The sequence below is a fragment of the Streptomyces sp. ERV7 genome (genome assembly GCF_001653515.1).
Taxonomy (GTDB): domain Bacteria; phylum Actinomycetota; class Actinomycetes; order Streptomycetales; family Streptomycetaceae; genus Streptomyces.
The window spans coordinates 762,498-787,994 of sequence record NZ_LYOY01000051.1 but is presented as its reverse complement, the minus strand read 5'-3'; the positions used below and the strand labels follow the sequence as shown (position 1 = coordinate 787,994).

Here is a 25,497-nt window from a genome sequence, read left to right as displayed (position 1 = left end):
TACCCGGGCCACCGCGGGTTTCAACGGAGAGCCCCGGCCGGCGCTCGGGAGCGAGCACCGGCCGGGGCCGGGGGACCGCGCCGCCAGGAGGGGAACCGGCAGCGGCACGGGATCAGGAGCGGGAGCGCTCACGCTGGCAGTGCAGACACATGTAGCCCGTGCGCAGGACCAGCCTCATGGCGTCCGGGTCCTGGTGGATGGGGCACAGCCACGACAGCTCGGAGTTCTCCGGCAGATCCCTTTTCAGGAACTTGCGGGCTGTCGCGCGGGCGCTCCCATCGCCTGAACCGGGGGTGCTACTCGTCATCTCCGTTGCCGCTCTCGTCGGGCTCCGGCTCGGGGGCGCTGATGATCTCCTCGCCCGCCACGTCGTAGCCGTTCACTTCGTCCCTGCCCATCATGGGCCTCCCTCGGTATCAACACGGACGTTGTGCGCAGTTGTGCCGAACTGCCCACCCCAGGGCCTTTCCCCGGGGCGGGCCTGCCCCTGGCGTCATCCGGCGGGAACGGACCTCACGGTTGACCGGACGGACCATGAGTGGACGCCGCCCCCTGGCCGGGACGGATCACGCACCCATGCGGCGTGACCGTGCCAGGGAGCGGAGGTCGGGTGCGCGCGGTCTTTGACGCGCAGGCCGGACAGGTCCCTCTCGCCGTGCCGCCTCATGTCTCGGCTCGCACGTGCTCGACGCTCACCCCGCACGGCCGGCTGCCGACTGCCGGGCGGCGGCCCGCTCCATCTGGAGGGCCTCGGCGCGCCGTTCCTGCTCCTGGCGGCCGTTCAGCACGACGCAGGCCATGTCTTCCACGGTGCGGGTGAACAGGGCGTGGCCCGTGGCGGCGGTGTGCTCGATGACCGCGACGCCCCCGGCGTCCAGATCACTGGTCGCGTCCAGCTCCCACCCACAGCCGTCGCCGGACATACAGCGGGCGGTGAGGGTCACCTCGCTGTCCGGGTGCCGCAGCAGCCGGTAGACCACCCCCCGCAGCGTGCTCCGGACGCTCACCGGGCCGCCTCCCCACCGGGCCACGTGCGGTGGTGGGGGTGGCAGATGATCTCTGCGTTCGTTTGCCGCACCCGCCGGTGGGTGCGGTCCTCGCGGGCCACCGCCCGCTCCGCGCGCCACGCGTCGCACAGATCGCAGCCCGCGGCGCCCTCCGGCTCCAGACCGTAGCTCGCGTCAAGCACGCTCATGATCGCTGGGCCGTGCCTGGGGTCCGGTGACGGTCCCACCGGTGGTGCCCACATCACCGCCGCCCCCGCACGGGCACGGGGGTGTTGAGGACGCGTGCCCGGACCAGCTCCTCGGGGCGGGTATCGCGCAGGGCGTCCGGCGCCGTGGCCCACTGACGGCCGCCTCCTGGCGGTCGCAGGTACACGCTCCCCTCGTACCGCTCCTCAACCACCCCGACCCTGCCACTCGCGGTACCCACTACGTACTGCGCGCTGTCCACGCCGTCTCGCCGTCCCCTCTGCTGGCCACGGCCCCGGCCGCCGTCAACACGGCCGCGGCGCCTCTGCCAGCAGTCAACGCCCGTGCGGAGGGCGGGCCTTGCACACTGTTTGCACAGTTGTGGTGCGGGTACGCAGACGGCTTGCGAGCATGGGTACACGGGCCGTCCCAACGCCGGAAGAGACACGATCATGGGCAATACAGAGACCGAACTCGCCCCGGGCGCACACGTCGCGGTGCTCCGCAAAGCACGCGGCTGGTCACAGGCCAAACTCGCCCGACGCGCGGCCGTCTCGGTCAGCCTGCTCAGCAAAATCGAGATCGGGGACCGCGCCCTTACCCCCGCCGTCGCTGCTGCGGTCGGCCAGGCCCTCGGGGTCTCCATGGACCAGGTCCTCGGCCGCGCTCCCATCACACCGACCGACGAACAGCACCTCGAAGCCCTGCGCGCCGCAATGCGGGACTACGACCTTCCCGACCGCCAGGCCGTCCAGGAGGACCTACTCAGCGCCGCCCTGGGCCAGGCGCACGAGCTACGCAACCGCGTCGACGTCACGCGGCTCCTGGCCGTACTCCCCCCGCTGCTCCGGGACGCCACCACGCACGCGTACCGGGCGAACACACCCGCAGCGTGGATGATCGTGGCGGAGGCGTACAGCATCGCGTACTGGCTCGCAGCAAGGCACCGGTGGATGGACATGGCCGAACTCGCCGTCACCCGCCAACGCTGGGCCGTCGAGCAGCAGCCCAACCCCCTGGGAGCCGCCGTCGCATGCCGCGACCGCGCCGGAACCTACCTCAACTTCGGGGACGTCGAACGCGGCCTGACCCTGGTGGACCGGGCGATCGCCGACGCACAGCACACCCTCGACAGCACCGACCGCGACCTCGCCGTGTGCCTCCTCAACCTGCGCGGCATGACCCTCGCCGGCCGACTCAGGGACAACCGCGAAGCGGTCCGCGAAGCCGAACGGCACATGCAATCCGCGATGGCCACCTCCCAGGGCATGAACCGCCCCTTGGACGTCCACGGCCTGACCGTGGGACCGCAGAACGTCCTCGCGCACCGGCTCGCCACCTACGTCGACCTCGGCAAACCCCACGACGCCCTGGGCCTGAGCGACGACCTGGACCAGGCCCTCACCGGGATGCCCGCCACCCGGGTCGCCCCCACCCACATCAACGCCGCCCGCGCCCACCTCGACCTCGGCAACCGCAACGACGCACTCACCCACCTGACCACCGCATGGACCGTCGCCCCCCAAATGGCACGCATCCACCCCATGAGCCGCGAACTCTTCCGCGTCCTCTCCTCCCTCAACCAACGCAGCAACGCACAGTTGCTGACTCTGTCCAAACTCTCCGGAATCCCCCTCTGATGAGGCGGCCGCCGCGTCGTCCACTCGTCCTCGACCAGCTCACCGTCGACCCCCGCGCCCCGTCCGGCTCGACCGAGCCCATCACGGGCGCCGAGCTGCGGCGCATCGGCACCGCCCCCACCCCTAACGCGGCGTTCCTCACGCACATCAGCCAGCTCGGAGTCCTTTCCTGCGGCGCCGAAACCGACCCTGATGAGCCTGGAAACCGACGCTGGGGCGGCACTCCTGCCCCAAGAACCAGCGCCCACCGCAAAGGCGGAAGCGTGTGCGTCAGTCCCGACCGCTCACAGCACTGCACGGGACGGCCGCTTCCAGCGAACGGGACGCCACCTTCCCCGACGCCATCGGTAAGCGTTCGTGGACCGCTCGGGGTCTCCTGTCAACGGTGGCATACGGGACAGATGAAGGCGGCGCCCGTGATCCTCGCCCGCTCTGCCAGCACTGACAGGGTGTAAGCCCACTCGCCGCACCCCCAAAGACCCAGGCGGGATTCACTCCTGAGGGGAAGAGATCCTTCACTCAGTACGACCCGGGACATGGCGGTTCGGCTGAATTCGCCGTTCCCGAAGGCAACTTGGCTCTCCTAGCCTGCCGATATGGGCAAATTCTCGTTGACCCACGACATTCAGGTCTCTGCGGCCGATGTGTGGGCACTGCTCCTCGACAGGTCGTTTGCCGAGCGCACGTTCGGCGAGATCTACAGGCAGTACACGGTCACCGAACAGTCCGACAGCGGGCAGACAGTCATCCGGAAGGCGATCCTGGAACCCGCCGCGGACTTCCCGGGCCCGCTCGCGAAGGTTCTCGGCTCCGGCTACAGGGAAGCGGAGGAAAGCAACTTCGATACGCCCCAGAGCCTCTGGAGCTGGAAGCGCGTGCCGTCGACGCTGTCGGACAAGGTGCGCATGGAGGGCGTCGTCCGCATTGAGGAGGCCGGGGGCGGGCACAGCCGCATGGTCACCGAGATTGACATCGAGGCCAGGATCTTCGGCATCGGAGGCCTTTTCGAGAGCACCTTCGAGAAGCGGTACAGGGAGGACTGGGACAAACTGGCCATCGCCCTCAACAAGGGCTAACCGGCCCGCCACCAACCAGTCTTCCCACAGGCCACCACCTCGCGGGGGACGAAGCGCGCAGCGGCCGGCCAGACAGCAGGCCGCCCTGGCCCCGGACGGCCTCAACCCGCAGGACGAGCAGCCTAGCCGCCGCCATCGCCACCACCATGGCGATGGCGATGGCGATGGCGATGGCGGCGGCGAACGCCAGGACGGCGGGGAGGATTCCACCCTCGGACGGCTGGCCCCTGAGGAGGGCCAGCTCCCCAAGGGAGCAGCCCCCCTGACCCGGGCCGTGCAGCAGGCGTTACGGCGTGGTGAACAAGCACCATGGGGAGGTGTCATTCTGCGAGCAGGAAGAACACCTGGCTTTGCTCACGAGTAGAGCAGCGTTCGTGCACCAGCTTGGGAGGCGCTGAAACCAGTTGCGGAATCGAACGCTGGCCTCACTGAGCGGCGTGCGGCGGAGGGCGCGGAGCGCCTGTTCTGGCAGCCCTGGAGGAGCGTGCGGCCTCACCGCTCGGCAGAACGGTGAGGCCGTGGAAACGCCTTGCGGCTACGGGCGCGCGGGTGGAGTCCAGGGTAGATCTTGGCCAGGTCTGTCAGCATGGACATACTGCCAGGATCGCAGCGCCGTGGTCCGGCCCCTGGACCGCCTAAAGCTTCGTGACGTTCTCCGCCTGGGGGCCCTTGGGCCCCTGGACCACGTCGTACTCGACCAGGTCTTCTTCGTACAGCTCCTTGAAGCCGGTGCCCTGAATCGCGGAGAAGTGGACGAACACGTCCGGACCGCCGTCATCCTGCGCGATGAAGCCGAAGCCCTTGTCCGCGTTGAACCACTTGACCTTGCCCGTCGCCATGCTGCTCTCCTTCAGAATTGGTCGGCGACAACGTACCGCCCCTGAGCTCCCCGTATGGTGAATGACGCAAGACCGCCCTCCCCGCGATCCCAAACCCAGAGCACTGCTGACGCCCCGTCACAGGTCCGCTGATCAAATTTCGGTGACACGAACCGACCGGTCGTTGGGCCAGAGTCCGAACAACGGCCTTAACCGGTCGGCAAACGACTGTCACTGACCGGCGTTGCGCAGTGCTACAGAGGTGGTCGTCCTGAAGGACTGTTAGCGCGAACACAGCCACACAGCGGGCTGCACCCGCCCGCTCTACGCCACCAGCGGGCGCAGCGCGGAGGCCCCGCCGACGCGCAACGCGAAGGCCGGCGCCCGATCCCCTCCAGCGCCGCTCGCCCCGCCTCCCCCATTCTCTCTTTTCTGGGGTGGGTGAGGGCTCTGGAGGGGATCGGGCGCCGGACCACCCACAACCCCGTGACGGCCTGCGGCGTGCGTAACGGCGCCGCTAGGTAAGGGCAGGAAACTGGGCGCGAAAACGTGCAGGAGATGGTGCAAGGGATGGCGCAGGAGATCCCGGCGGTGCTGATCGGTCTCAAGGTCACTGCGGTCACCTTGGCCCAGGGGCGCCGCCGGGACAGCTACCGGCAGCGACCGTACGCCGCCCCAGGCTCATCAGAGATCCAAGACCTCTCATTACTTCGGTGCACGCCGCCGTGGTGTTCCTGGCGGCCGTCATCATCGGCCTCGTCATGGGCGGCCCCATGTTCCTCCATGACAAGTCCGTGCCCGCAGCTGTCGCGTCGGGCCTGGTGGCCGCTGGAGGCAGCACCCCCGTGCTGCACAAGCTGATCGGCGGCGGGCGCCGGGTGCACATGCTGCGCCCGGCCCCACCGCCTGCGTCAGGCGGCGTCGAACTCGGGCGTGGCCGCCCCGCCACTCCACCCACCGCGGGTCGTCAAGGATGGCCTCGGGTTCGGCGACGCCGGCGCCCTCGAGGAACACGACCAGGCCGCGGTCGCTGTGAGCGGTGCCGAAGATCTCGCCGGAGGAACCCGCAACGGGAGGGGAATGTGATCATCCGTCATGCACACCCAGCGGCGGAGCTCGCTGTTACGAGCTCTATGGCGAAATGCCGCATGACGGGTCCTGGAGGGTCCGGGCTTCTGTTGGTTATTTCCGTATTCTAACGCCGTCATATTGGCCTAATTTCGGCTGATCCCGACGCCCGCTGGCGCATAGGCTCTTGTGCCTGTCGGCCAGTCAATCGGAACGTGGTGCGACGCAAGCGAATCATTCAGGCCATCCGTGTGCTTTCTGACCGACCTGCGGACCGGCTCTGGCATTCTGTGCGGCTCTAGGTCGAGTGCGACTCCTGCCGGGCCAGTATCTGGACCGGCGACCCGTTGGCACCCCGTAAGTTCTTACCTTCGCCCTGATTCGGAAGGACTGTGGAAATGCCGAGGCTCAAGGCAATATTCGCTGCGGCGAGTGCGGTCGTAGCACTCCCGCTCATCTCTGCGACGCCGGCTGCAGCAGTGGACTATCCCGCAACCTACGGCACCTATAACATTCAGAACTATCACAGCGAGAAGTGCTTGTTCGCGCCGAGTGCCGCCGCGGAGTCGCCTGTGGTTCAAGCCGACTGCGCTGGATACGCCGACCAGCGGTGGTACCTCTTTCCCGGCCCTGAACCGTCGCCGCTCAGCAGCGATCAGTGCCTGGGACAGCGCACCGGACAAGAAGCCCGACTGCTTCCCTGTAATTCTCACGCCGACACTCAATGGCGTTTCTATACAATCAACGAAGCGGACCCACAGTGGAAGTTGATTCAGAACCGGGCGACTGGTCACTGTCTTGTTCCGCAAAGCACCGCGCTCAACGCGCCGATCATGCAGGGAATCTGCGACTTCTCCGCCCACGACCAATGGTGGCGTTTCACCTAACTTGACTCTGTCGGTGATCTTGGTGGTTGAGGTCAGGTGCCGAGGGTTCGCCAGGACTTCGAGCGGGAGATCCCGTGCTGGTCGAGGTAGGTCTGGAAGGCGGTCGGCGGTCTCGGCGTAGGGGATTCCTCGGTTGCTGGTTGGCCACTGAGCCGTTCGATGTTCACGGCGATGGCCGTGAGTACGTGCTGCAGATGGGCTTTGGGCTGTCCTCGGTAGCGGCAGCGGCGCATTCCGTGTCCGTGGGCGAACTCGTTGACGGCGCCCTCCACTCCGGAGCGGAGCGCGTAGCGGGCCTTCCACTCGGGCGTCTGCTGCTCGGCACGGACGCGCAGTTGCAGGTCGCGGAGTTCTCGCGGAGGAAAGCCCACGTTCCTGGCCGGGGCGCTGGTGCACCGGGTCCGGTCCGGACACGGCTGGCACTGGCTCTTGGCGAACCGGGCCACGATCAGGGGTGCGCCGGCGGGCTCGGAGGTCGGGTAGGGGCCGTGCCAGCCGGCGCTGACCTGGCCGTTCGGGCAGGTGACCTGGCGGCGGTCGAAGTCGATGTGAAAGTCGTCCCGGCCGAAGCCCTCGCCCAGGCGGTGCTGGCGGGTGGGGTTGACCGTGTACAGGCGCCGCATGTGGGCCGCGGCTCTTGGGCGGGAGCCTTCGCCCGACTCTCCCGCTAGCGGGTCGTCCAGAAGTCGGCCCATGCCCGGGTCGCGGCCACCGCACGTTCCAGCCCGAGGCCGTTCCGTAGTCCTTCCAGTCCTGCCACGACCGCGCCTCGGCCTGCGCGAGGAGGCGTACGCCGTCGCGCGGTGCGCGGGTGAATGCGGGAACGCTGGCCACCCATGCGGCGGCCTGATCTGGGGTCTGCCGGCCGTCCAGGACTAGGCGGAACCCCCACAGGACCGTATCCACCCACGCGGGCCCCGGGCCGCCCACGCCCAGTCGACCAGCCACGCCCGCCCGCCCCCGATCACGAAGTTCGTCGCCGCGGGGTCGGCGTGCACGAGGTTGTCCCCTGCCAGGAGCGGTTCATCACCAGGGGTGCAGTAGGGGCCCCACCGGCCCCACACGGTCATCAGTCCGACTTCCGGACAGGGCCGGGTGCTCAGCTCCCGCATCACGGCCGCCACCGGTTCCAAGTGCTCGCTGCCGGCGGTGAAGTCGGCCCACGGGGTCCCGGTGAGCCCTTCGAAGCCGAGGAGGGTCCATCCGCCCGCCGACTCCCGCCAGATCAGCCTGGGGGCGAAGCCGGGCAGGAAGGGACTGACCTTCGCCTCGACCTCCAGCTCCCCGGCCCGCTCATGGTCGCAGGGCAGTCCCTTGACGAACGTTCCCGAACCTGTGAGCCAGACAGTCACACGCGAGAGTGGCTGAAGTGGACCCCACTCCCGCGTTGCCGTAGAAATGCGACAGGGCCTCCTGGACCGCACGTTGGATTCGACACCCTTCGAGCTACCAAGAGGCCCTGCTCTCATGCACGGCAGCCGCCGCAGTCACCCGATCGACTGACTTCTCGACGAAATCGGGCCGACGGCAGTCGCGTCGCTTCTCGTGATCGCTGGGACGGACGAATTCGCACTGCCGTCCAGGTAGACGGTCGGCCTGGTGGCGCCCCGAGGCCGCCTCGCGGGTTTGAGCCCGGTGCCGCGACTGACGAACCTGGCGAAGAGTCGTGTCCTATCGGCTCGAGGCGCGGCCAACCGCCCCCACTACGTCCTACTTCTCCTCCGGCTCCCAGGCGCGGAGCAGGTCGAGCAGCCCTGCGTCTCCGTCAACGTGCAAGGAGTCGGCCTGGATCCGGTCGTACAGGTAGAGGACCAGCTCACTGGCCGTGCCGTGGACGGAGGCGCCGGCTGCGTCCGCGTCTTCGCCGGTCGCGGCGGTGGGCGCGGGGATGCGGGTGATGCGTGCGCCGTCGCCGTCGACGGTGAGGCGCCAGGAGCGGCCCTCGGCGGCGTGGAAGTCGAAGGCCGTGGGCTTGTGCGGCCATGCACTCGGCGTGGCGCAGACGGTGAACAGGAACTCCTCCACACCGTCGAGTGCCAGCTCGACCGGCAGCGGCTGCGGGGAGCCTCCGGCGAGCTGGGCGTCGTAAGTGTGCACCGCGGTCTCCTGGACCCGGTGCCGGGCGGTACCGCCGGCGGTCTGCGGTGACTGCGACGCGGGCCACCACGTCCAGCAACCGCTCTCCGGTCCCGCCGCACGCAGGGCGCCCAGCAGTAGCTGCGTCGACGCGTCCAGCCAGGCCAGCAGGGCCTCACGCTCCTGCGGCACTTCCAGCGCGGCGCGCGCGGCGACGGCCTCCGCCGGGGGAGCGTCGGCAGACCCCGCGCCGACGATGGCGGCCCAGAAACGGTCTCCCCCACCCAGGTGCTTCACCAGATCGAACAGCGTCCATCCGGGGCAGGTGGGCACCTGCGCGTCGAGACCGGGCGCGGCGGCGACCACGGCGCGGAAGGCGCTCGACCGTTCATCGATCAGTCGCAACAGGTCAGGGAACTCAAGATTCTTTTCCACGCCGGATGTCTATCACCGTGCTCCGGTGATCGGACAGCGATTTTCACAGTCGCCGCCGGTTGGCCATTGCGGACGTCCTCGCCTACCACCTCTCGGGTGACAAGCTGCGCACTGCGGCGAGGACGCTGGCCGTGGCGGTACGCCAGGCGTCGTGCCTGTGGGTGCTCTGGCCTCGCCCTGCGGCCGGGCACCTCGACAACGTGACGTCCACCCGGTGCGCGCGGTCGTGCCGCCGCTCGATGTGATGGACGCGGAGGTCACGATGGCGGGGAGAGGAGGAGGGGGGAGGACCGGTCGGGTCTGGAGTTCAGGTGACTCCCGTTCGACCAGCACTCCTCAAGGTCGGAACAACAACAGCCACTTACTGTCGTCGTGTGCCGTGAGCTTCTCGGGTGATCTGACTGTGGCTATCACCCTTGCCTTCACCAGCTGGATCGATCCAGCCACGCTGCCGCCGTCGCCCCGCGCCCGCAAGCAGCCTCCCACCGCCCACGGTGCAGGATGATGCGGTGACCAACCACAGCCACCTCTTAGCGTCCGACCGACCCGACGGAATCAGCTCGATCGTCCTGCTCTTCATCCTCCTGGTCGGACTCATCATCGTGTTCAGCCTGACCGGCTACCTCATATCTTCCACAGTCGAGCGTGGAAGCCTCCCGAAAACCGCAAGCACATGGCTCCAGACCTCCGCCGTCCTGCTCGCCGGCGCGACCGTCGTGATGTAGGGTCTGCCGCACGATCGGGTGACATCTGAACTGGCTTGCACCGGGGTGGTCCACCGGAACGCCGATCGCTGCCGCAGGGGACCCGCGTCCAGGCGTTTCACACTGGTGACGGGCGGCTGCCACAGGGGCCAGCGCTCCACGTCGGTCTGCAGGTTCCAGATGGTGCGCAGCGGCGCGTGGACGACGGTGGCCGTCCGGTACCGGATCTTGGCAGCGGGATCGACGCCCTTGCCCTGGCAGGTGAGGGAAGCGAGCGGGGGGCTGGGCGCAGTTGCCCGGCCGGGAGCGGCGGCGCCGAGGACGCCGGCGACGGCCAGCGGAACCGTCAGCAGGGCGGCGCGCAGGCGGCGGGTGTTGCGTAAGGCGGCGGATCGGGGCCGCTGGTTCAGCGTGTCGGGCAGGGCGGTCATGGGGGATCTCCTTGTTCGGCGCCTGGGCTGTTTGTTCGGCGTCCGGAGTGGTGACCATGCCATGAGTGCGTGCCCGATGGGCGAGTTCGACGCAAAAGCGGAGGGTTCACGCCCTGGAAGAGCGGCGGCCGCGAGTTCCGCCCGGGTGCGGCTCAGGCCCAGGCGGCGCCGAACACTCGCTGAGTTCGCCCGCACCGGTCAGCGGCGTACAGCCGGGGACCGGGGGCTGATTTCTAAGACGTCCGGCTCAGTTGTGTGCAGTGGGTGCCGACGTAGGTGTTTCCCTCCGCCACCCTCAGCTGCTGGGCGAGGGTACTGGCGGGGCTGACGAAGAAGTAGACCGGGGGATCGTTCAGGCACCACCAGGTCTCGCGGCTGGAGCCGTCCTGAAAGGTGATCACGGTGGCCCTGTCAGAGGGAAGTTGCCGATTGCACTGAATGCCGACCGTGGTGAAGGATCCACCTTTTCCGATCAGGCACGTGGTGTGCGGTGTGGCGTTCGCGGGGGCCGCAGCAGTGAGCGTGAGACCGGTCACGGACAGGGTGGCAATGCCGATCGAAGCCAATAGGCGGGCTGCCTTCATGGCTTACCCTCCTCCTTCTCTCTCGATGACTTTCGGGGTGTCGCTCTGCCGCGCACTCTGTCAGGCCGTATACGGCAACCGCCAGTCCGATCAGCCCCTCGGGTGACATATCGGCCACTAGATCTTGGCGGAGAAGGGCACCGGCAAGGCCGATCAGGCCGCTCTTCTGAATTTCCGGCCGAAACACACTGGTGTCCGGGTGACATCTCGAACAACTTCGCCCCACCGCCCGGCACTTATGGCAAGGCTGCGATCGCTACTCCCTGGGCACATTCCGTAGGCACATGCGGCCGCCTGAATTGGCCGCCATGCTCCCAGGTCGCGACGTACGACCTTGTCAACCGGAGGTCATCATGGGCATGTTCCGTCTCAGCAGGCGCCTCGGTCTGGCCGGTGCGGCACTGACCGCGCTGGCCATCGCCGCCTCCCCGGCGGGCGCCGGGTCGGCGGTGGCCGGGATGGCGTGTTTCGACCGAGTAAAAGAGCCCTACACCTCGCAGGTCGACAGCCATCTGCACTTCCGCCCCTTCGGCGGGCCGTCCATCGGGTTCGAGGAACTCACCGGCTATCTGCACAAGAGCGGCGTACGGCACGCGAGCATGTACGGCATCGGGCAGATGCTGCCGGTGAACTCCCCCTGCACCTACTATCTGAACTGCCCCGGTACACCCGTGGTGCCGAGCATGAAGAACGACTTCGCCAACGCCGAGAACTACCTGGCGGCAAAGCCCAGGGATCCCGAACTCGCGGTCTCCATGACGTTTATGGACCTGAACCACCCGGAGACCATCCCGCCGGGCATCGCCCTCTACGACAGGGAGTTCCCGGGGGTGTTCCGGTGGGCGGGCGAGGTGAACCTCGTCAAGCAGGCCCTGTTCCCGAATCATCACACACCCGCGACAAGCGAGAACATCAAGAACTGGGCGCCGTTCATGAAGGTGCTGCGGGACCGCGGAATCCCCATCACCATCCACTCGGACCTCGGGAACAATGCCGATCAGATGAAGTATCTCCCTTTGATGGAACAGACCCTGAGCCAGTATCCGGGGAACAAAATCGTGTGGGCGCACATGGGTCTTTCCAAGGAACTCACCACCATGGATCCCGACCGGCACATCGCCCTCATGAAGAGGCTCCTCGACAGGCACCCCCGTCTCACACTGGACCTCAGCTGGCGGGTCCTGGAAGACAACTACTTCAGCAAGCCGGGAGTACGGCAGAAGTACGCCGCGTTCCTCGACCGGTATCCGACCCGGGCCATTCCCGGTACCGACTTCGTCGCCTCCCGCGACAAGGACTACGACGTCTACGCGCAGGAACTGGAGGTCACCAGCCGCATCAACAAGGCACTGGACGACCGGGCCTTCCGTGACATCGCCCTCGGGGAGAACTACTACCGGCTGCTCGGTCTCAAGGAGAGCGCGCCGCAGGTGTGCCGGGCACGGTGACATGGCGGGCCACGGACCGAGTTCGCCCGTGGCCACCATGCTGAGGCGCGCGCCGAAGGCCCTGCGCGAGGTCGGGGCGATACCTCGGGTTCTGCGGGGCCGGCCCCGTATCAGCCCTGGCAGGCACATCCGGCGGCACTCTTGGCCGAATCGGCGGTGACCGCCGGGTCGGTCGTCCGCTCGGCCGGGGTGCAGCAGGCCGTCACGCCGCAGCAGGAGTCCTCCACCGCGGGCATCTCCACCGCGGGCATCTCCACGGCGGTGGCGGGCTTGGCGGCGCGGATGACGGCGGAATGCATGCCGTCGGCGACCGCGTGGGTCGGTGTGATCTCGATGGCCGTGAAGCCCGCGGCCTCCAGACCCGCGCGGTACTCGGCGAAGGACAGCGCTCCCGCGATGCAGCCGACGTAGTCACCGCGCTCGGCCCGCTGTTCGACGGTGAGGGTGTCATCGGCGACGACATCGAAGACGCCGACACGGCCGCCGGGCTTGAGGACGCGGAAGGTCTCGGCGAAGACGGCGGGCTTGTCGACGGACAGGTTGATCACGCAATTCGAGATCACGACGTCGATGGTGGCGGCGGGGAGCGGGATCGCCTCGATGGCGCCCTTGAGGAACTCGACGTTCCGCGCGCCCGCCTTCGTCGCGTTGGCGAGGGCCAGAGCGAGCATCTCGTCGGTCATGTCCAGGCCGTACGCCTTGCCCGTCGGGCCGACGCGGCGGGCGGACAGCAGCACGTCGATCCCTCCGCCGGAGCCGAGGTCGAGCACCCGCTCGCCCTCACGCAGCCCGGCGACGGCCGTGGGGTTGCCGCAGCCGAGGGAGGCGGCGACGGCCTGCGCGGGCAGCACGTCCCGCTCGTCGGCCGCGTACAGCGTCGAGCCGAAGTTCTCGTCGACCTCGACCGGCTGCGGCCCGCAACAGGCGGTGCCGCCTTGGGTTACCTGCGTGGCCGCCGCCGCGTACCGCTGACGGACGGTTTCCCGCAGGTCGATGGACGGATCGCTCATGACTCACTCCCAGGTGAGGGGCCTAATAGCGGCCCGGGACCAGCCTGTATTGATGTTCGTTGATGCAAGCTTGCGCCTTGAATCGAAAAACGTCAACATAGAGGCATGTCGAAACAAGAGCTTGCGGTGATCGGCCAGGACGCCGCCTGCTGCCCCGGGCTGTCCGCCGCGCCGCTGGACGAGGACCAGGCGGCGGAGCTGGCGAAGGTGTTCAAGGCGCTGGGCGACCCGGTCCGGCTGCGCCTGATGTCGATGATCGCCTCACGCGGGGACGGCGGCGAGGTCTGCGTGTGCGAGCTGACCCCGGCCTTCGACCTGTCCCAGCCCACGATCTCCCACCACCTCAAGCTGCTGCGCCAGGCCGGACTCATCGACTGCGAGCGCCGCGGGACCTGGGTCTACTACTGGGTGCTGCCCGGCGTCCTGGACAGGCTCGCCGCGTTCCTGAACGCCTCGCAGCCCGCCGGGGCCGGCGCGTGAGCGCGCCGCTCGGCCGCCGCGCCGCGGCCGAGGCGATCGGGACCGGGCTGCTGGTCGCGGTGGTGGTCGGTTCCGGCATCCAGGCCACCGAGCTGTCGCACGACATCGGCGTACAACTGCTCGCCAACTCCCTCGCCACCGTCTTCGGCCTGGGCGTGCTGATCGCCCTGTTCGGGCCGGTCTCCGGCGCACACTTCAACCCCGCCGTGACGCTGGCCGCCTGGTTCACCGGCCGCCGCTCCCCGGACGGCCCGACCCTGCGGGACGTCGCCGCGTACATCCCCGCCCAGATCGCCGGGGCCATCGGCGGCGCCGTGCTGGCGGATGCGATGTTCGCCCAACCGCTGGTGAAGTTCTCCACCCACGACCGGTCGGCCGGCCATCTGTGGCTCGGGGAGATCGTGGCGACCGCCGGTCTCGTCGCCCTGGTCTTCGGCCTGGAGCGCATCCGGCGGGCGGCCCTGGCTCCGGTCGCGGTGGCCTGCTACATCGGTGCCGCCTACTGGTTCACCTCCTCCACGTCGTTCGCGAACCCCGCGGTGACTGTCGGCCGAACCTTCACCGACACCTTCGCCGGGATCGCGCCGGCCTCCGTCACCCCGTTCATCGCCGCCCAGTTGCTGGGCGCCGTGCTCGGCCTCGGCGTCGTGGCAGCGGTGTACGGCCCGGATTCCGCCCGGGCCCGCCGCGAACCCCTCACGCACGGCGAACCCGAACTCGCCTCCTCCTGAACCACCTTCGAGAAGGACCCCCGCCATGAGCACATCCGCCGCGCGCCCATCGGTGCTGTTCGTCTGCGTCCACAACGCCGGCCGTTCCCAGATGGCCGCCGCCTTCCTCACCCACCTCGCGGGCGACCGCATCGAGGTCCGCTCCGCCGGCTCCGCCCCCGCCGACACCGTCAACCCGGCCGTGGTCGAGGCGATGAGCGAGCGGGGCATCGACCTCTCCGCCCAGACCCCCAAGGTGCTGACGACCGAGGCCGTCCAGGCGTCCGATGTCGTGATCACCATGGGGTGCGGCGACGTGTGTCCCGTCTTTCCCGGCAAGCGGTACCTCGACTGGCAGCTCGACGATCCGGCCGGCCAGGGCGTCGCGGCGGTACGCCCCATCCGCGACGCGATCGAGACCCGCGTCCGGGCACTGATCTCGGAGGTGGCGCCCGACTGAAGGTCGGGCCGCAGGGACCGGCTTCGGGGCCACCGCGCTCCCGGCGTCAGGGCATCCCCGGTTTCCCGGGCGGCGGGCACCCTAGCCAACCCCGTGCATGTTCCGCTGGAAAATGCCATAACTTCCCCTGGTGGGCGACACGCTGCGTAACCTCTCGTCACCTCAAGCCGCGCCGGGCACCACGCGCGGCGCCCGTCCACGGCGACGCCAGGGGAGGAAGTCGGGGCGTGCTTGGCATCGACGAGTGTCTGCTGGAAACCATGGGGTTACCCGGTGTGCGCGGCGCCGCCGTGGTCGACTGGACCAGCGGGCTGGCCCTGGGGACCATCGGCGACTCACCCTGCGGCGACCACGAGACGACGGCCGCGGAGGCCGCCGAATTCGCCCGGACGGCGGCCGAACACCCCGCCTTCGTCGCGGACGAGGTGGACCCCGACGGGCCCCTGCCGGTCGAGGACGTGCTCGTCACCGCCCGCACCGGCTACCACCTCCTGCGGTTCGTCGAGACGACCTTCGACAGCAGCCTCTTCCTCTACCTGTGGCTCGACCGCGAGCAGGGCAACCTCGCCATGGCCCGGCTGCGCCTGCGCGACCTGGCACAACGGCTGGTCCTCGGATGACCCTCACCGATGACACCTGCGAGCCCGTACTCGGCTCGCCCATGCTGGTACGGCTGGTGGCCGAGCGGGCCACCGGCGCCCTGCTGCGCGACACGGGAACGCTGTACCTCGTCGACGGGCAGGTGGTGCACGCCGAGAGCCCCGCCGCACCCGGCCTGGACGTCCTGCTCACCGCGGGTGGCCGAATGCGCCCCGAGGCCTGGCGGCGGGCCGTGGACCAGGCCGGAGCGCGCGGCGCCGTCGGACGCTTCCTCGTCGACAGCGGCCAAGTCACCGGCGGTGAGCTGGAGTTGTGCCATCTCGGCGCGCTCCACGACGCCGCGTTCTTCGCGCTCGCCCCCGGCAAGGGCCCCACCCGGTTCCGGTACGGGGCCGTGCACTGGATCGGTCCGGTACGGCCCGTCGCCGCCCACGCACTGGCCCGGGAGGCCACGCGCCGCAGGGAGTTGCTCGACCGGATCTGGCCCCACCCCGAGGTCGACGCCGCGCCCGTCGTCCCCGTAGCGGACCGCCCGGGTCTGCCCGTCACCGTCCGCCAACGCGCCCTGCTCGCGGCCGCGGACGGGGTGCGGACCCCGGGTGCCATCGCCCGCCGGCTGGGCCGACCCGCCTTCCACACCATGGTCGACGTACGCAGACTCGCGGCCCTCGGCGCGGTCGAGACACCCCTCGCGCCCGCCCCTGCGGAGACCGTGCCCGACTGGATCGCGCGCGTGTCGGCGCAGGCGGCCCAGCCCTCGGACGAAGCCCTGCTCCGCAGAGTGCGGGACGCCCTGGAGGCCATGCGGTGATCCGCGCCCTGCGCCAGCGCGCCGAAAGGAGACAGCTGATGACGGCCGAGGCGGAGATCCTCGCCGAACTGCGCCGACTGCGCACGCGTCTGCCCCAGATCACCGGCGCCCTGACCGCCAGCGTCGACGGCCTCGTCCTCGCCCAGGACGCCGTCGACGACGCCGAGTCCGTCGCCGCGCTGACCGCCGCCGCCCTCGGCGTCGCCCAGCGGCTCACCCACACCACGGGCCGCGGCGCCTTCCGCGAGCTCCTCCTCCAGGGCGAGAACGGCTACGCCGCCACCTACGCGGCGGGCTCCGCCGCGGTACTCACCCTGCTCGCGCCGCCCCGTACCAACGTCGGCCGTCTGCACCTGGAAGCCCGCCGGGCCGGAGCCCGGATCGGCGAACTGGTCGACGGCGCACTCGAACGGCTGGAGACCTCATGACCAGCACCGGATCCCGGGCCGCACGGCCCCGGAACACGACACCCAGCACCCACCGGAAAGGAAGTGCGAACCCCATGGGCAACACCGAAACCGCGCTCAAGGAAGCCATGACGTCCATCGAGGGCACGATCGGCGTGGCACTCGTCGACTACAGCAGCGGTATGGCCCTCGGCACGCTGGGCGGCGGCAAGGACCTGGACCTGTCGGTGGCCGCCGCCGGAAACACCGACGTGGTCCGCGCGAAGGTGCGGACCATGGAACTGCTCGGTCTCAAGGACGAGATCGAGGACATCCTCATCACCCTCGGCAGCCAGTACCACCTGATCCGTCTGCTCAAGAGCCGCGGCCACACCGGACTGTTCCTCTACCTGGCCCTCGACAAGAGCCGGGCCAACCTGGCGATGGCCCGCCACCAACTGCGCCGGGTGGAGGACACGCTGGAAGTGTGAGGCCCCTCCCGTACGGGCAGGGCGTGCCGGGTCCAGGGGGCTGGACCCGGCACGCCCACGTGTCCTGATAACCACAGGGTTATCAATCACCGCGCCAAGTGTGCGTTGATCCCGACGCGGCACCGCTGGAAGGTAGAGACGCCCGGGAAACACCCCCGCGAGAGGGATCCCGCGGCCGTCCTCCCACCTCAGCCGTCTTGCCGTGCCAGGAGACACACCCACGTGAACGACAGACTCGACATGACCCTCATGTACGCGATGCACAACGCCCTGCGTCGCGAGCTGCGGCACATCGCCCGGATCACCGCCCGCTGCGACCCGGACCCCGGGCACACCTTGCGGACCGCCCCCGGCTGGGAGATGTTCGGGAGCGCCCTGCACGCCCACCACGGGGCCGAGGACGACGCTCTGTGGCCCGCACTGCGCCAGGCCCTCGAAGGCCGGCCCTACGATCTGACGCGGCTGGAGGCGATAGAGGCCGAGCACGCGGTGATCGCCCGCCTCGCCACCACCGTCGACGACGCCCTGGACGACCCCGGCGCCGGCCCGGACCTCATCGGTGAGCTCCTCAACTCCCTGGTCACCGGCCTCGCCGGGCATCTCGCCCACGAGGAGGAAGCGGTGTTCCCGCTGGTCCAGGACGTCGTGACCGAGCGGCAGTGGGAGCACTTCGGCCGGGCCCACGCCCAGCGGGTCGCTCCCCACGCGGCAGTGCTCCTTCCGTGGCTCCTGACCGGCGCCGACGAGCACACGACCACCCTCGTACTGGCCCAGCTGCCCAAGGCCGCCCGCCGTGCGTACACCTACCAATGGCAACCCACGTACGCCGTGCTCGACCGCTGGAGCACCCGGGCCGTCATGACGGCCCCGGGACCGTGACCCACACGATCGCCGAGCCCGGGGCACCGGCCGAGGCACGTCCGCCACGGCCGCCGGCGCGTCCTCAGTGCCGGTCCGCCGCCGCGGGGCTGTCGTCGAGGAAGCCGCCCGACTGGTGCTGCCACAGCTTCGCGTAGGCTCCGCCCGCGGCGAGCAGTTTGTGGTGGGTGCCCTGTTCGACGATCCGTCCGCGGTCGAGGACGACCAGCCGGTCCATGGTGGCGACCGTGCTGAGCCGGTGCGCCACCACGAGCGCCGTACGCCCGTCCATCAGCCGCCACAGCGCGTCCTGGACGAGGATCTCGCTCTCGGAGTCCAGTGCGCTGGTCGCCTCGTCGAGCAGCAGGATCGGCGCGTCGCGCAGGATGGCCCTGGCCAGGGCGACCCGCTGGCGCTGGCCGCCGGAGAGTTTCACCCCACGCTCGCCCACCATGGTGTCGAAGCCGTCGGGAAGCGCGTCGGCGAACTCCGTGACGTGGGCCGCCTCGGCCGCGCGCCGGATCTCCTCGTCGGTGGCGGCCGGCCGGGCGAAGGCGATGTTGTCCCGCAGCGTCCGGTGGAACATCGCCGGGTCCTGCGGCACATAGGCCATCAGGCTGCGCAGTTCACCCTGGCGCAGTCTGCTGATGTCCCGCCCGCCGATGAGGATCCGCCCGCCGTCGATGTCCGTCATCCGCAGCAGAAGACGGGTCAGGGTGGTCTTGCCGCCCCCGGACCGGCCGACGAGACCGATCTTCGTGCCGTGGGGGATGGCCAGGTCGAGATCCTCGAAGAGCGGCCGCGCGCCCGCGTGGGCGAAGGTCACCCCTTCGAAGCGCACCTCGCCCGCCCGGGTGGGCAGCGGTTCCGGCGCCGCCGGGTCGAGTACGGTCGGCGGCTCCAGGAGCAGTTCGGTGAACTGCGCGGCCTCCGTCATCGAGCTTTCCAGGCGGCGGTAGATCTGGTTGAACTCGAACATGATCCGCGTCGCGTTGGCGTAGTACGTGAAGGCGACGATGACCGCTTCGACGCCGTGCTCTCCCCCGCCGAGACCGACGGCCAGCAACAGGCCCAGCACATTGGTCAGTACGGACATGGGGGCGACCAGCGTGTCGATGCGCAGATTGCCGTAGTCCCACGAGCGCAGGGTGAGCCGCCGCGACTCCGCGACGCGGGAGCGGTGTTCGGCCGCCTCGCGTTCCTCGGCGGCGAACGACCTGACCGTGTCCATGTTCATCAGGCTGTCGGCGACATGGCCCGACACCCGGGCGATCGCCTGCTCCCGCTGGGCGACCAGTGCCTGACGGCGCCGGATCAGGGGCGTCACGCACAGCCCCGTGAGCACGATCAGCACCAGGAGCCCGACCACGAGCAGCGGGTCGTACTGCCACAGCACCACCGACGCGAACACCAGCGGCACGAAGCTGCCGACGACGTGGAACGTCACTGTGTCGACGCAGTCCTCGAAACGGGTGGCGAAGCTCAGGACCCGCTTGGTCAGCGAGCCGGCGAAGTTGTCGTGGAAGAACGCGGCGTCCTTGGCGAACAGCTCGTCCATGCCGAGCACATACAGGTGCTCGACACCCCGGGCGTCGAGGCGGTTCAGACAGTGCAGTCCGATGCGCCACAGCCCCTCCGAGAGCAGCAGGACCCCGGCGAAGCCGAGGACGTACGGCAGCGTCGGGCCGATACGGACGGTGTCGCCCTCCCCGGCGATGCGGGCGACGAGCTTGGCGACGACCAGCGGCGCGATGTACTGGATCCCGATGTTGCCGAGCGCCGGCAGCAGCATGGCCGGCGCGGTCAGCCGCCGGAGCCGGGCCAGTTCGCGCCCGTAACAGCGAAGCGCGAGGAGCACGGAGCCCCTGCCCGGTAAGCCCTCTTGCGATGCGGTCGATCCCATCCCACCCCTGTGTTCTCGTGCCTGCAGGTGAACACATGAGTGTCCCGCGCCGGGGCGGGCGCGGTCCACGCGTTTTCCCCCGCCGACGGGCGGGTTGGCTCACTCTCACGCGCTCGCGCGGACGTACGCCTCCAACAGATCGGCGAGTTCCCCCGGGTGGCTCAACGCCGCCAGGTGCCCGCCCGGTACCTCGTCGGGTGTGATGCCGAGGCGGTCCTGTGCCACCTGGCGCTGGAAGGCGGCGGGGAACAGACGGTCGTCACGGGCGGCCACCACCCGGGTCGGCACCTGTGGCCACGCTTCGAGGGCGAACGGGGTCGCGAGGACCGCGTCGGACTCCTCCTCGGCGTGCTCCGCCGAGGCGTCGATCTCCGCCTGGTCCAGGTCGTGCAGGAAGTACGTCGTCAGGTCGAAGGGCGCGTCCGGGTCACGCCCCTCGCGCACGTCGTTCGCACGGCGTGCGGCCTCCTGTCCGGTATGGGCCCACCACTCCCCCGGCGTCTCGCCGGGGCGCGGGATCATCCCGTTGACCAGCACGAGGAGTGACACGGGCAGGCGTGTGCACACCAGAGGCGCGGTGAACGCGCCGAGGGACTGTCCGACCACCACCAGTTCCCCCAGTTCCCCGCGTTCACCGACCGCGTCGACGACCGTGTCCACGTACTCCGGCAGTCCCGCCGCGGCATCGGCTCCCGGCAGGTCGACGGCCACCACGTCCCGCCCGCGGCGGACCAGTTCCTCCGCGACGCCGTGCCAGTACCAGGAGGAGCCGCCGGCTCCGGGAATCAACACGTACGTGGTCATGGGGGCACCCTTCGCGCCGGGACGTCCTCTGCTGCCTTTCTGACTGCCGGTCCCCGTGGAACTCATCGGACGCGGAGAGGACCGCGTCGTCATGCGGTCTGTCTGCGGGTGATCGTCCGCTGGTACCGTCCGGACCATGCCGCGCCTGGTAGACGTCCATGGATACATACGATTCTGGACCGCCTCGGCCATATCGGCCTTCGGTTCACAGGTGACCGGGCTCGCCCTGCAGATCCTCACCGCGGTGACGTTGAGCGCGTCAGCCACAGAGGTCGGCCTCGTCAACGCGGCCCGCTGGGTTCCGTATCTGCTCTTCGGGCTGGTGGCCGGAGTGCTGGTGGACCGCTGCCGGCGCAAGCCGATCCTGGTCGCCACCGATGTCGGACGGGCGGTCCTGCTCGGTGCGATCCCGCTGCTCTACGCGCTGGACCGGCTGACCATCCCGACCCTGTGCCTGTTCGTCTTCGCCTTCGGTGTGCTGTGTCTGCTCTTCGACGCGGCCAACCAGTCGTACGTGCCACGGCTCGTCCCACAGGAACAACTCGCCGCGGGATACGCCCGGGTCGAGCAGGCCAACGCGGTGGCCGGCTCCACCGGCCCGCTGATCGCCGGGGTACTCATCAAATTCGTGGGCGCACCGCTCGCCGTACTGGTGGACACCGTCAGCTATCTGGCGTCCGGCGTGCTGATCGCCTCGGTCAAGGCGCACGACCCCGTACCCGATCGGGGCACCCGGCGCAGCCTCGGCAGTGAGGTGCGCGAGGGGGTCGCCTGGGTCTACCGGCATCGCACGCTGGCGCCCATGGCGCTGACCTCGCACGCGACGCTGCTGTTCAACACCATGGTCAGCACCGTCTTCGTGGTCTTCGCGCTGCACGAGCTGAAGATCGGGGACTTCGGGCTCGGGGCCACCTACGCGTGCGGGGGCGTGGGTGCCGTACTGGGCGGTGCGCTCTCGGGTCCGGTGACTCGCAGGCTGGACGTCGGCGCCACCCTCGTCGCCTTCCGGCTGCTGGCGGCGATCGGCTGGCTGCCGCTGGTCCCCGCTCAGCGTGGGCCCTGGGCGCTCGTCTGCGCCGCCCTGGCCTTCTTCATCGTGTCCCTGGCCATCGGCATCGGGAGCCCCGTCGAGATGGGCTATCGCCAAGCGGTGACGCCCGACCGGCTGCGGGGGCGGATGAACGCGACGATCCGCTCGTTCAACTGGGGGATGGCGGCGGTGGGCGCGCCCCTGGGCGGCGTGCTCGCCGATCAGGTCAGCTTCCGCTTCGCGCTGTGGATCGGGCTGTCCGGAGCGGTCGTCCAGGCACTCGTCCTCGCCTTCTCCGGCACCCGGGAGGCGCGCACCGCCGATCACCTCGCCCCCGAGCCGTCCACGGCGGCCTGAGCGGGACCTTCGCCGGTCAGCGCGGGGCGCTGAGCCAGTCCTCGTAGCGGGTGGGGGCGATCCGCGCGTCCGGGCCGGCGACGAGCACGTCGCCGTCGACGGCGGCGAACATGCCCGCCTCCTCGTCGGTGACGACGGAGCGGCCGTCGTCACGGGCCGACAGCGTGAGGCGGCCGAGCGCGTCGAGGGCGAGGACATCCGGACCGGCGACGTCGAGCGTGCCGCCCCGCGGGGGCGCGGTGGCGACGTCGGCGAGGGCGGCGACGACATCGGCTGCCGCGATGGGCTGGACCGGGGTGGAGGGCAGCCGCACGGTGTGGTCGTCGGCGGCCCACGAGATGACCGCGTCCATGAACTCGAAGAACTGGGTGGCGCGCACGATCGAGTACGCGGTGGGCCCCTGCCGCAGCAGCTCCTCCTGGAGCGTCTTCGCGCGGTAGTAGTCCAGCTGCGGCACCTGGTCGACTCCGACGATGGAGAGGATCACCTGATGCCGTACGCCCGCGCGTTCCCCGGCGGCCAGCAGGTGGCCCATGGTGGTGCGGAAGAAGTCCGGGGAGGCCTCGTCGAACGTCGGGGAGTTCGTCACGTTGACGACCGTGTCCGCGCCCTTGAGCGCCTGGTCGAGCCCGGCGCCGGTGAGCAGGTCGACTCCGGTCGACAGGGACGAGGCGACGACCTCGTGCCCGGCCCCGCGCAGTCGGGAGACGAGCTGGGAACCGATCAGGCCGGTGCCCCCGATGACCGTGATCTTCATGACCGTGTCCTTCCGTTTCCGTCCGTGTCCGTCCATGAACCGAGTGCGGCCGAACCGACCGCAAACTCGGATATCTCATGTCCGAGATAATACTCGGATACTCTGTGTCCGAGTCAAATGGGAGGTGGCATGAAACTGTCCGGTGGCGTGGAGTGGGCGCTGCACTGCTGTGTGGTCCTGACGGCGGCGACCGAGCCGGTCCCGGCCGCCCGTCTGGCGCAGCTGCACGACGTCTCCCCCAGCTACCTGGCCAAGCAGATGCAGGCCCTCTCCCGGGCCGGCCTGGTGAAGTCCGTACAGGGCAAGACCGGCGGATACGTACTGACCAGGGCCGCCGCCGACATCACGGTCCTCGACGTGGTGCAGGCGGTCGACGGGGCCGACCCGGCGTTCGTGTGCACCGAGATCCGCCGGCGCGGCCCGCTGGGGACGCCGCCCGAGGAGTGCACCAGGCCCTGCCCCATCGCGCGCGCGATGAGCGCCGCCGACGCCGCCTGGCGGGCCTCGCTGCGGGGCGTCTCCATCGCGGACCTCGTGGGCACGGTGGAGCGGGAGAACGGGCCCGAGGCCCTGCCGGGCATCGGCGCGTGGCTCAACTCGGCGAAGGCCTCCGACGGCTGAGGCCCGCTACGAGCGCGGCCCTCGCGCGCGGACGCGCCACCACCAGTCGTCCCGCGCCCCCGTCTCCTGGCAGGCTCAAGGCACTTGAGCCTGCCCTATGATCGGCCGATGAACGTCTCCGTCATCCTCACGGCCGCCGCGACACCGACGGCGCCCCCTCTCACCCTTCGCCCCTGGCGCCCGGACGACATTCCCGCGCTGATCGAGGCGTACCAGGATCCCGCTCTGCGCCGTGGGGCAGCCGCCCCGTTGGAGAGCGAGGGCGATGTGCGGGAGTGGATGCGGATGCAGGAGGAGGGCTGGGCGACGGGCGACCGGTTCGGCTTCGCCGTCCTCGAAACGTCCCAGGGCGCGGAGCGGTTGGTGGGCAATGTGGTGCTCAAGGGCGTCGCGGCCGAGAGCCCCGGCGCCGAGGTCGGGTACTGGACGGCAGCGGTGGCGCGTGGGCACGGTGTGGCTCCGCGAGCCCTGGAGACCCTCACGACCTGGGCGTTCGATACCTTCCGCGCCGATGGCCTGGAGCGCCTCGAACTCCTTCATCAGGTGGACAACGCGGCTTCGTGCCGCGTCGCGGAGAAGACCGGATACGCCTTCGACCGGATCCTGGCGGCATGGCCGCCCACCTATCCGCTCGACGGCCACCTGCACGTCAGGACTGCGGCGGGGAAAGGGATTTCAGGTGATGCGCGGGCCTAGTAGGGCCTGCCCGGCGGGTGTTGCCGGACAGGCCCCCGGTTTCGTGGAGGGCTCAGCGCTTGAGCGTGAAGGTGAAGGCGCCGGAGAGCTTCCCGCCCAGCCGGACAGCCGAAACCAGCTTCCCCTCCGCTATCAGCCGCTCGACCTCGGCCCGTGAAAGACCGCACCCCTCAGCGATGAGTCGTACCGGCCGGACAGGTATCCGCGCCGCGAAGCGGACCGAGACGTCGATCACCTCGCGGTCCAGGTGGTCCGATCCGCCGGTGTCCAGGCGCCAGGCGTCGTCCCAGTCGAGGGCTATGCGATTGCGGCGCCGCACGACCGGATCCTGGAGCAGCTCGGCCGCCAGGCCGGGGTCGTTCCGGTGCAGACGGTCCAGCAGCGCGGGCCGTACGGAGCGCACGTTCATCCGCTCCAGGACCGTGAGCTTCGCGGTGTCCCCGCAAGCGGTGCAGAGCACGAGGAGCCAGGCGTCCATGAGCTTGTGGTTGGCGTTGACGCGGAATTTGCCGTTCGCCCGAAAGCTCTCGGACGCGCACGTGTGACAACGGCGGAGGACGAGCGGAAGGCAGGTGGGTATGACAACCCAGGTATTGAGCACAGAAGTACACCGGTTCAGTGAGAAGTCCGCAGCAGGAAGCAGCACGGCGCACAGGTGCGACGCGCGACAAATCAGCACTCGGGGGGTCTCACAGGGTGTACAACGGGACGTCCTTGCCCAGACGATGTGGTCCGGCAGCACGGTAATGGCGCACGGCGGCGCTGTTCCACTGGTTTTTGAGCGCCCGTCGCGCTCCCCGCGCGGACGGGAGCGGTCGGTACCCCTGACCACGGCCGGGGTACCGACCCATCGCCGGCATCGTTGACGGGCGGCTCCGTTATGCGCGCAGGAACCCGTCCCCGTGCGCGGCGATGTGCGCCTCCAGGGCGCTCAGTACCTGCTGCGTCGCATCGGGGGTGCCCGAACCGCGCCGCTCCGCGTAGTAGGCCGCCCCGAGCTGCTTCAGCAGGTCGTTTCCGGCTCGTTGGGCTTGGACTTCGTCCACCTTCTGCTTTCCCTGGTTGAGTGCGGACTGGGCCTGCTCCTTGGCCCGGTCGAGGAATCCCGGCATGACAACCTCCGCGTTTGGTGTGCGGCCATTCTGCTTGCTCGGGCAGCCTGC

Annotated in this window: 31 protein-coding genes; 16 read left to right on the top strand and 15 right to left on the bottom strand. The window is 69.6% G+C overall.

Going from position 1 to position 25,497, the window contains the following annotated elements:
• Positions 1-112: 112 nt before the first annotated feature.
• The 3 genes from A8W25_RS33670 to A8W25_RS26430 form a co-directional block, all read right to left on the bottom strand.
• Positions 113-307 carry a hypothetical protein gene (locus tag A8W25_RS33670; protein WP_067165828.1) on the bottom strand — a complete coding sequence of 65 codons (195 nt, stop codon included), beginning with the start codon at positions 305-307 and terminating at the stop codon, positions 113-115.
• A gap of 385 nt (positions 308-692) precedes the next feature.
• Positions 693-1,007 (bottom strand): hypothetical protein, encoded by a 315-nt coding sequence (locus A8W25_RS26435; RefSeq protein WP_158942737.1) that lies wholly within the window; start codon positions 1,005-1,007, stop codon positions 693-695.
• Complete coding sequence (locus A8W25_RS26430; RefSeq protein WP_067165823.1) at positions 1,004-1,195, bottom strand: hypothetical protein; 192 nt, start codon at positions 1,193-1,195, stop codon at positions 1,004-1,006. The genes A8W25_RS26435 and A8W25_RS26430 overlap by 4 nt, the downstream gene beginning before the upstream one ends.
• A gap of 450 nt (positions 1,196-1,645) precedes the next feature.
• Between A8W25_RS26430 and A8W25_RS26425 the strand changes: the two genes are divergently transcribed.
• Complete coding sequence (locus A8W25_RS26425; protein ID WP_067165820.1) at positions 1,646-2,833, top strand: helix-turn-helix domain-containing protein; 1,188 nt, start codon at positions 1,646-1,648, stop codon at positions 2,831-2,833.
• A gap of 596 nt (positions 2,834-3,429) precedes the next feature.
• Positions 3,430-3,909, top strand: a complete 480-nt coding sequence (locus tag A8W25_RS26420; protein ID WP_067165818.1) for a DUF2505 family protein — start codon at positions 3,430-3,432, stop codon at positions 3,907-3,909.
• Between the two features lie 635 nt (positions 3,910-4,544).
• On the opposite strand, the gene A8W25_RS26415 is transcribed toward A8W25_RS26420, so the two are convergent.
• Positions 4,545-4,748 carry a cold-shock protein gene (locus A8W25_RS26415; RefSeq protein ID WP_067165817.1) on the bottom strand — a complete coding sequence of 68 codons (204 nt, stop codon included), beginning with the start codon at positions 4,746-4,748 and terminating at the stop codon, positions 4,545-4,547.
• A gap of 1,445 nt (positions 4,749-6,193) precedes the next feature.
• Between A8W25_RS26415 and A8W25_RS32965 the strand changes: the two genes are divergently transcribed.
• Complete coding sequence (locus tag A8W25_RS32965) at positions 6,194-6,682, top strand: RICIN domain-containing protein (protein WP_079126400.1); 489 nt, start codon at positions 6,194-6,196, stop codon at positions 6,680-6,682.
• Positions 6,683-6,714: 32 nt separating this feature from the next.
• Here A8W25_RS32965 and A8W25_RS26410 read toward each other — a convergent pair whose 3' ends face one another.
• The 3 genes from A8W25_RS26410 to A8W25_RS26400 form a co-directional block, all read right to left on the bottom strand.
• On the bottom strand, positions 6,715-7,305 hold the full coding sequence (locus tag A8W25_RS26410) for a transposase (RefSeq protein WP_234386587.1): 591 nt from the start codon (positions 7,303-7,305) through the stop codon (positions 6,715-6,717).
• 252 nt (positions 7,306-7,557) lie between these two features.
• Entirely contained in the window at positions 7,558-8,034 is a 477-nt protein-coding gene (locus A8W25_RS26405; RefSeq protein WP_067165814.1) for a hypothetical protein, read from the bottom strand.
• A 358-nt stretch (positions 8,035-8,392) separates the two neighbouring features.
• Complete coding sequence (locus tag A8W25_RS26400) at positions 8,393-9,193, bottom strand: maleylpyruvate isomerase family mycothiol-dependent enzyme (RefSeq protein WP_067165811.1); 801 nt, start codon at positions 9,191-9,193, stop codon at positions 8,393-8,395.
• Between the two features lie 59 nt (positions 9,194-9,252).
• On the opposite strand from A8W25_RS26400, the gene A8W25_RS34155 reads away from it, so the two are divergent.
• Entirely contained in the window at positions 9,253-9,438 is a 186-nt protein-coding gene (locus tag A8W25_RS34155; RefSeq protein ID WP_158942735.1) for a hypothetical protein, read from the top strand.
• A 374-nt stretch (positions 9,439-9,812) separates the two neighbouring features.
• Here the strand turns inward: A8W25_RS34155 and A8W25_RS35635 are convergent, their stop codons facing one another.
• Both A8W25_RS35635 and A8W25_RS26390 read right to left on the bottom strand, forming a co-directional pair.
• Entirely contained in the window at positions 9,813-10,328 is a 516-nt protein-coding gene (locus A8W25_RS35635; protein WP_067165809.1) for an SRPBCC family protein, read from the bottom strand.
• Between the two features lie 233 nt (positions 10,329-10,561).
• Entirely contained in the window at positions 10,562-10,912 is a 351-nt protein-coding gene (locus A8W25_RS26390; RefSeq protein WP_067165807.1) for a hypothetical protein, read from the bottom strand.
• Between the two features lie 353 nt (positions 10,913-11,265).
• Between A8W25_RS26390 and A8W25_RS26385 the strand changes: the two genes are divergently transcribed.
• Positions 11,266-12,360 (top strand): amidohydrolase family protein, encoded by a 1,095-nt coding sequence (locus A8W25_RS26385; RefSeq protein ID WP_234386586.1) that lies wholly within the window; start codon positions 11,266-11,268, stop codon positions 12,358-12,360.
• Positions 12,361-12,470: 110 nt separating this feature from the next.
• Here A8W25_RS26385 and arsM read toward each other — a convergent pair whose 3' ends face one another.
• A complete protein-coding gene (gene arsM, locus A8W25_RS26380) occupies positions 12,471-13,370 on the bottom strand; it encodes an arsenite methyltransferase (protein WP_067165804.1) in 900 nt (299 codons plus the stop codon).
• A gap of 105 nt (positions 13,371-13,475) precedes the next feature.
• Between arsM and A8W25_RS26375 the strand changes: the two genes are divergently transcribed.
• From A8W25_RS26375 to A8W25_RS26340, 8 genes are all read left to right on the top strand, one after another.
• Positions 13,476-13,850: an ArsR/SmtB family transcription factor gene (locus A8W25_RS26375; protein WP_079126399.1), complete on the top strand. Its 375-nt coding sequence runs from the start codon at positions 13,476-13,478 to the stop codon at positions 13,848-13,850.
• Positions 13,847-14,581: an MIP/aquaporin family protein gene (locus tag A8W25_RS26370; protein WP_199831833.1), complete on the top strand. Its 735-nt coding sequence runs from the start codon at positions 13,847-13,849 to the stop codon at positions 14,579-14,581. Before A8W25_RS26375 ends, A8W25_RS26370 begins: the two co-directional genes overlap by 4 nt.
• 25 nt (positions 14,582-14,606) lie before the next feature.
• Positions 14,607-15,020: an arsenate reductase ArsC gene (locus tag A8W25_RS26365; protein ID WP_067165800.1), complete on the top strand. Its 414-nt coding sequence runs from the start codon at positions 14,607-14,609 to the stop codon at positions 15,018-15,020.
• Positions 15,021-15,247: 227 nt separating this feature from the next.
• On the top strand, positions 15,248-15,640 hold the full coding sequence (locus tag A8W25_RS26360; protein ID WP_067165798.1) for a hypothetical protein: 393 nt from the start codon (positions 15,248-15,250) through the stop codon (positions 15,638-15,640).
• Positions 15,637-16,431, top strand: a complete 795-nt coding sequence (locus A8W25_RS26355; RefSeq protein WP_067165795.1) for a hypothetical protein — start codon at positions 15,637-15,639, stop codon at positions 16,429-16,431. The genes A8W25_RS26360 and A8W25_RS26355 overlap by 4 nt, the downstream gene beginning before the upstream one ends.
• A 38-nt stretch (positions 16,432-16,469) precedes the next feature.
• A complete protein-coding gene (locus A8W25_RS26350) occupies positions 16,470-16,859 on the top strand; it encodes a roadblock/LC7 domain-containing protein (RefSeq protein WP_067165792.1) in 390 nt (129 codons plus the stop codon).
• Between the two features lie 74 nt (positions 16,860-16,933).
• Positions 16,934-17,308, top strand: a complete 375-nt coding sequence (locus tag A8W25_RS26345) for a hypothetical protein (protein WP_067165790.1) — start codon at positions 16,934-16,936, stop codon at positions 17,306-17,308.
• A gap of 222 nt (positions 17,309-17,530) precedes the next feature.
• Positions 17,531-18,187, top strand: a complete 657-nt coding sequence (locus A8W25_RS26340) for a hemerythrin domain-containing protein (RefSeq protein ID WP_234386585.1) — start codon at positions 17,531-17,533, stop codon at positions 18,185-18,187.
• Positions 18,188-18,251: 64 nt separating this feature from the next.
• On the opposite strand, the gene A8W25_RS26335 is transcribed toward A8W25_RS26340, so the two are convergent.
• Together A8W25_RS26335 and A8W25_RS26330 are read right to left on the bottom strand one after the other, a co-directional pair.
• On the bottom strand, positions 18,252-20,069 hold the full coding sequence (locus A8W25_RS26335; protein WP_079126397.1) for an ABC transporter ATP-binding protein: 1,818 nt from the start codon (positions 20,067-20,069) through the stop codon (positions 18,252-18,254).
• Positions 20,070-20,174: 105 nt separating this feature from the next.
• Entirely contained in the window at positions 20,175-20,873 is a 699-nt protein-coding gene (locus A8W25_RS26330) for an alpha/beta fold hydrolase (protein ID WP_067165785.1), read from the bottom strand.
• Positions 20,874-21,009: 136 nt separating this feature from the next.
• On the opposite strand from A8W25_RS26330, the gene A8W25_RS26325 reads away from it, so the two are divergent.
• A complete protein-coding gene (locus tag A8W25_RS26325; protein WP_067165783.1) occupies positions 21,010-22,260 on the top strand; it encodes an MFS transporter in 1,251 nt (416 codons plus the stop codon).
• 16 nt (positions 22,261-22,276) lie between these two features.
• On the opposite strand, the gene A8W25_RS26320 is transcribed toward A8W25_RS26325, so the two are convergent.
• A complete protein-coding gene (locus A8W25_RS26320) occupies positions 22,277-23,017 on the bottom strand; it encodes an SDR family oxidoreductase (RefSeq protein ID WP_067165780.1) in 741 nt (246 codons plus the stop codon).
• A 129-nt stretch (positions 23,018-23,146) separates the two neighbouring features.
• On the opposite strand from A8W25_RS26320, the gene A8W25_RS26315 reads away from it, so the two are divergent.
• Positions 23,147-23,638 (top strand): RrF2 family transcriptional regulator, encoded by a 492-nt coding sequence (locus A8W25_RS26315; RefSeq protein ID WP_067165777.1) that lies wholly within the window; start codon positions 23,147-23,149, stop codon positions 23,636-23,638.
• A 108-nt stretch (positions 23,639-23,746) separates the two neighbouring features.
• A complete protein-coding gene (locus A8W25_RS26310; RefSeq protein ID WP_067165774.1) occupies positions 23,747-24,334 on the top strand; it encodes a GNAT family N-acetyltransferase in 588 nt (195 codons plus the stop codon).
• A 52-nt stretch (positions 24,335-24,386) separates the two neighbouring features.
• Here the strand turns inward: A8W25_RS26310 and A8W25_RS26305 are convergent, their stop codons facing one another.
• On the bottom strand, positions 24,387-24,935 hold the full coding sequence (locus A8W25_RS26305) for a DUF1062 domain-containing protein (protein ID WP_067165771.1): 549 nt from the start codon (positions 24,933-24,935) through the stop codon (positions 24,387-24,389).
• Positions 24,936-25,212: 277 nt separating this feature from the next.
• Complete coding sequence (locus A8W25_RS26300; protein WP_067165767.1) at positions 25,213-25,446, bottom strand: hypothetical protein; 234 nt, start codon at positions 25,444-25,446, stop codon at positions 25,213-25,215.
• Positions 25,447-25,497: the final 51 nt, after the last annotated feature.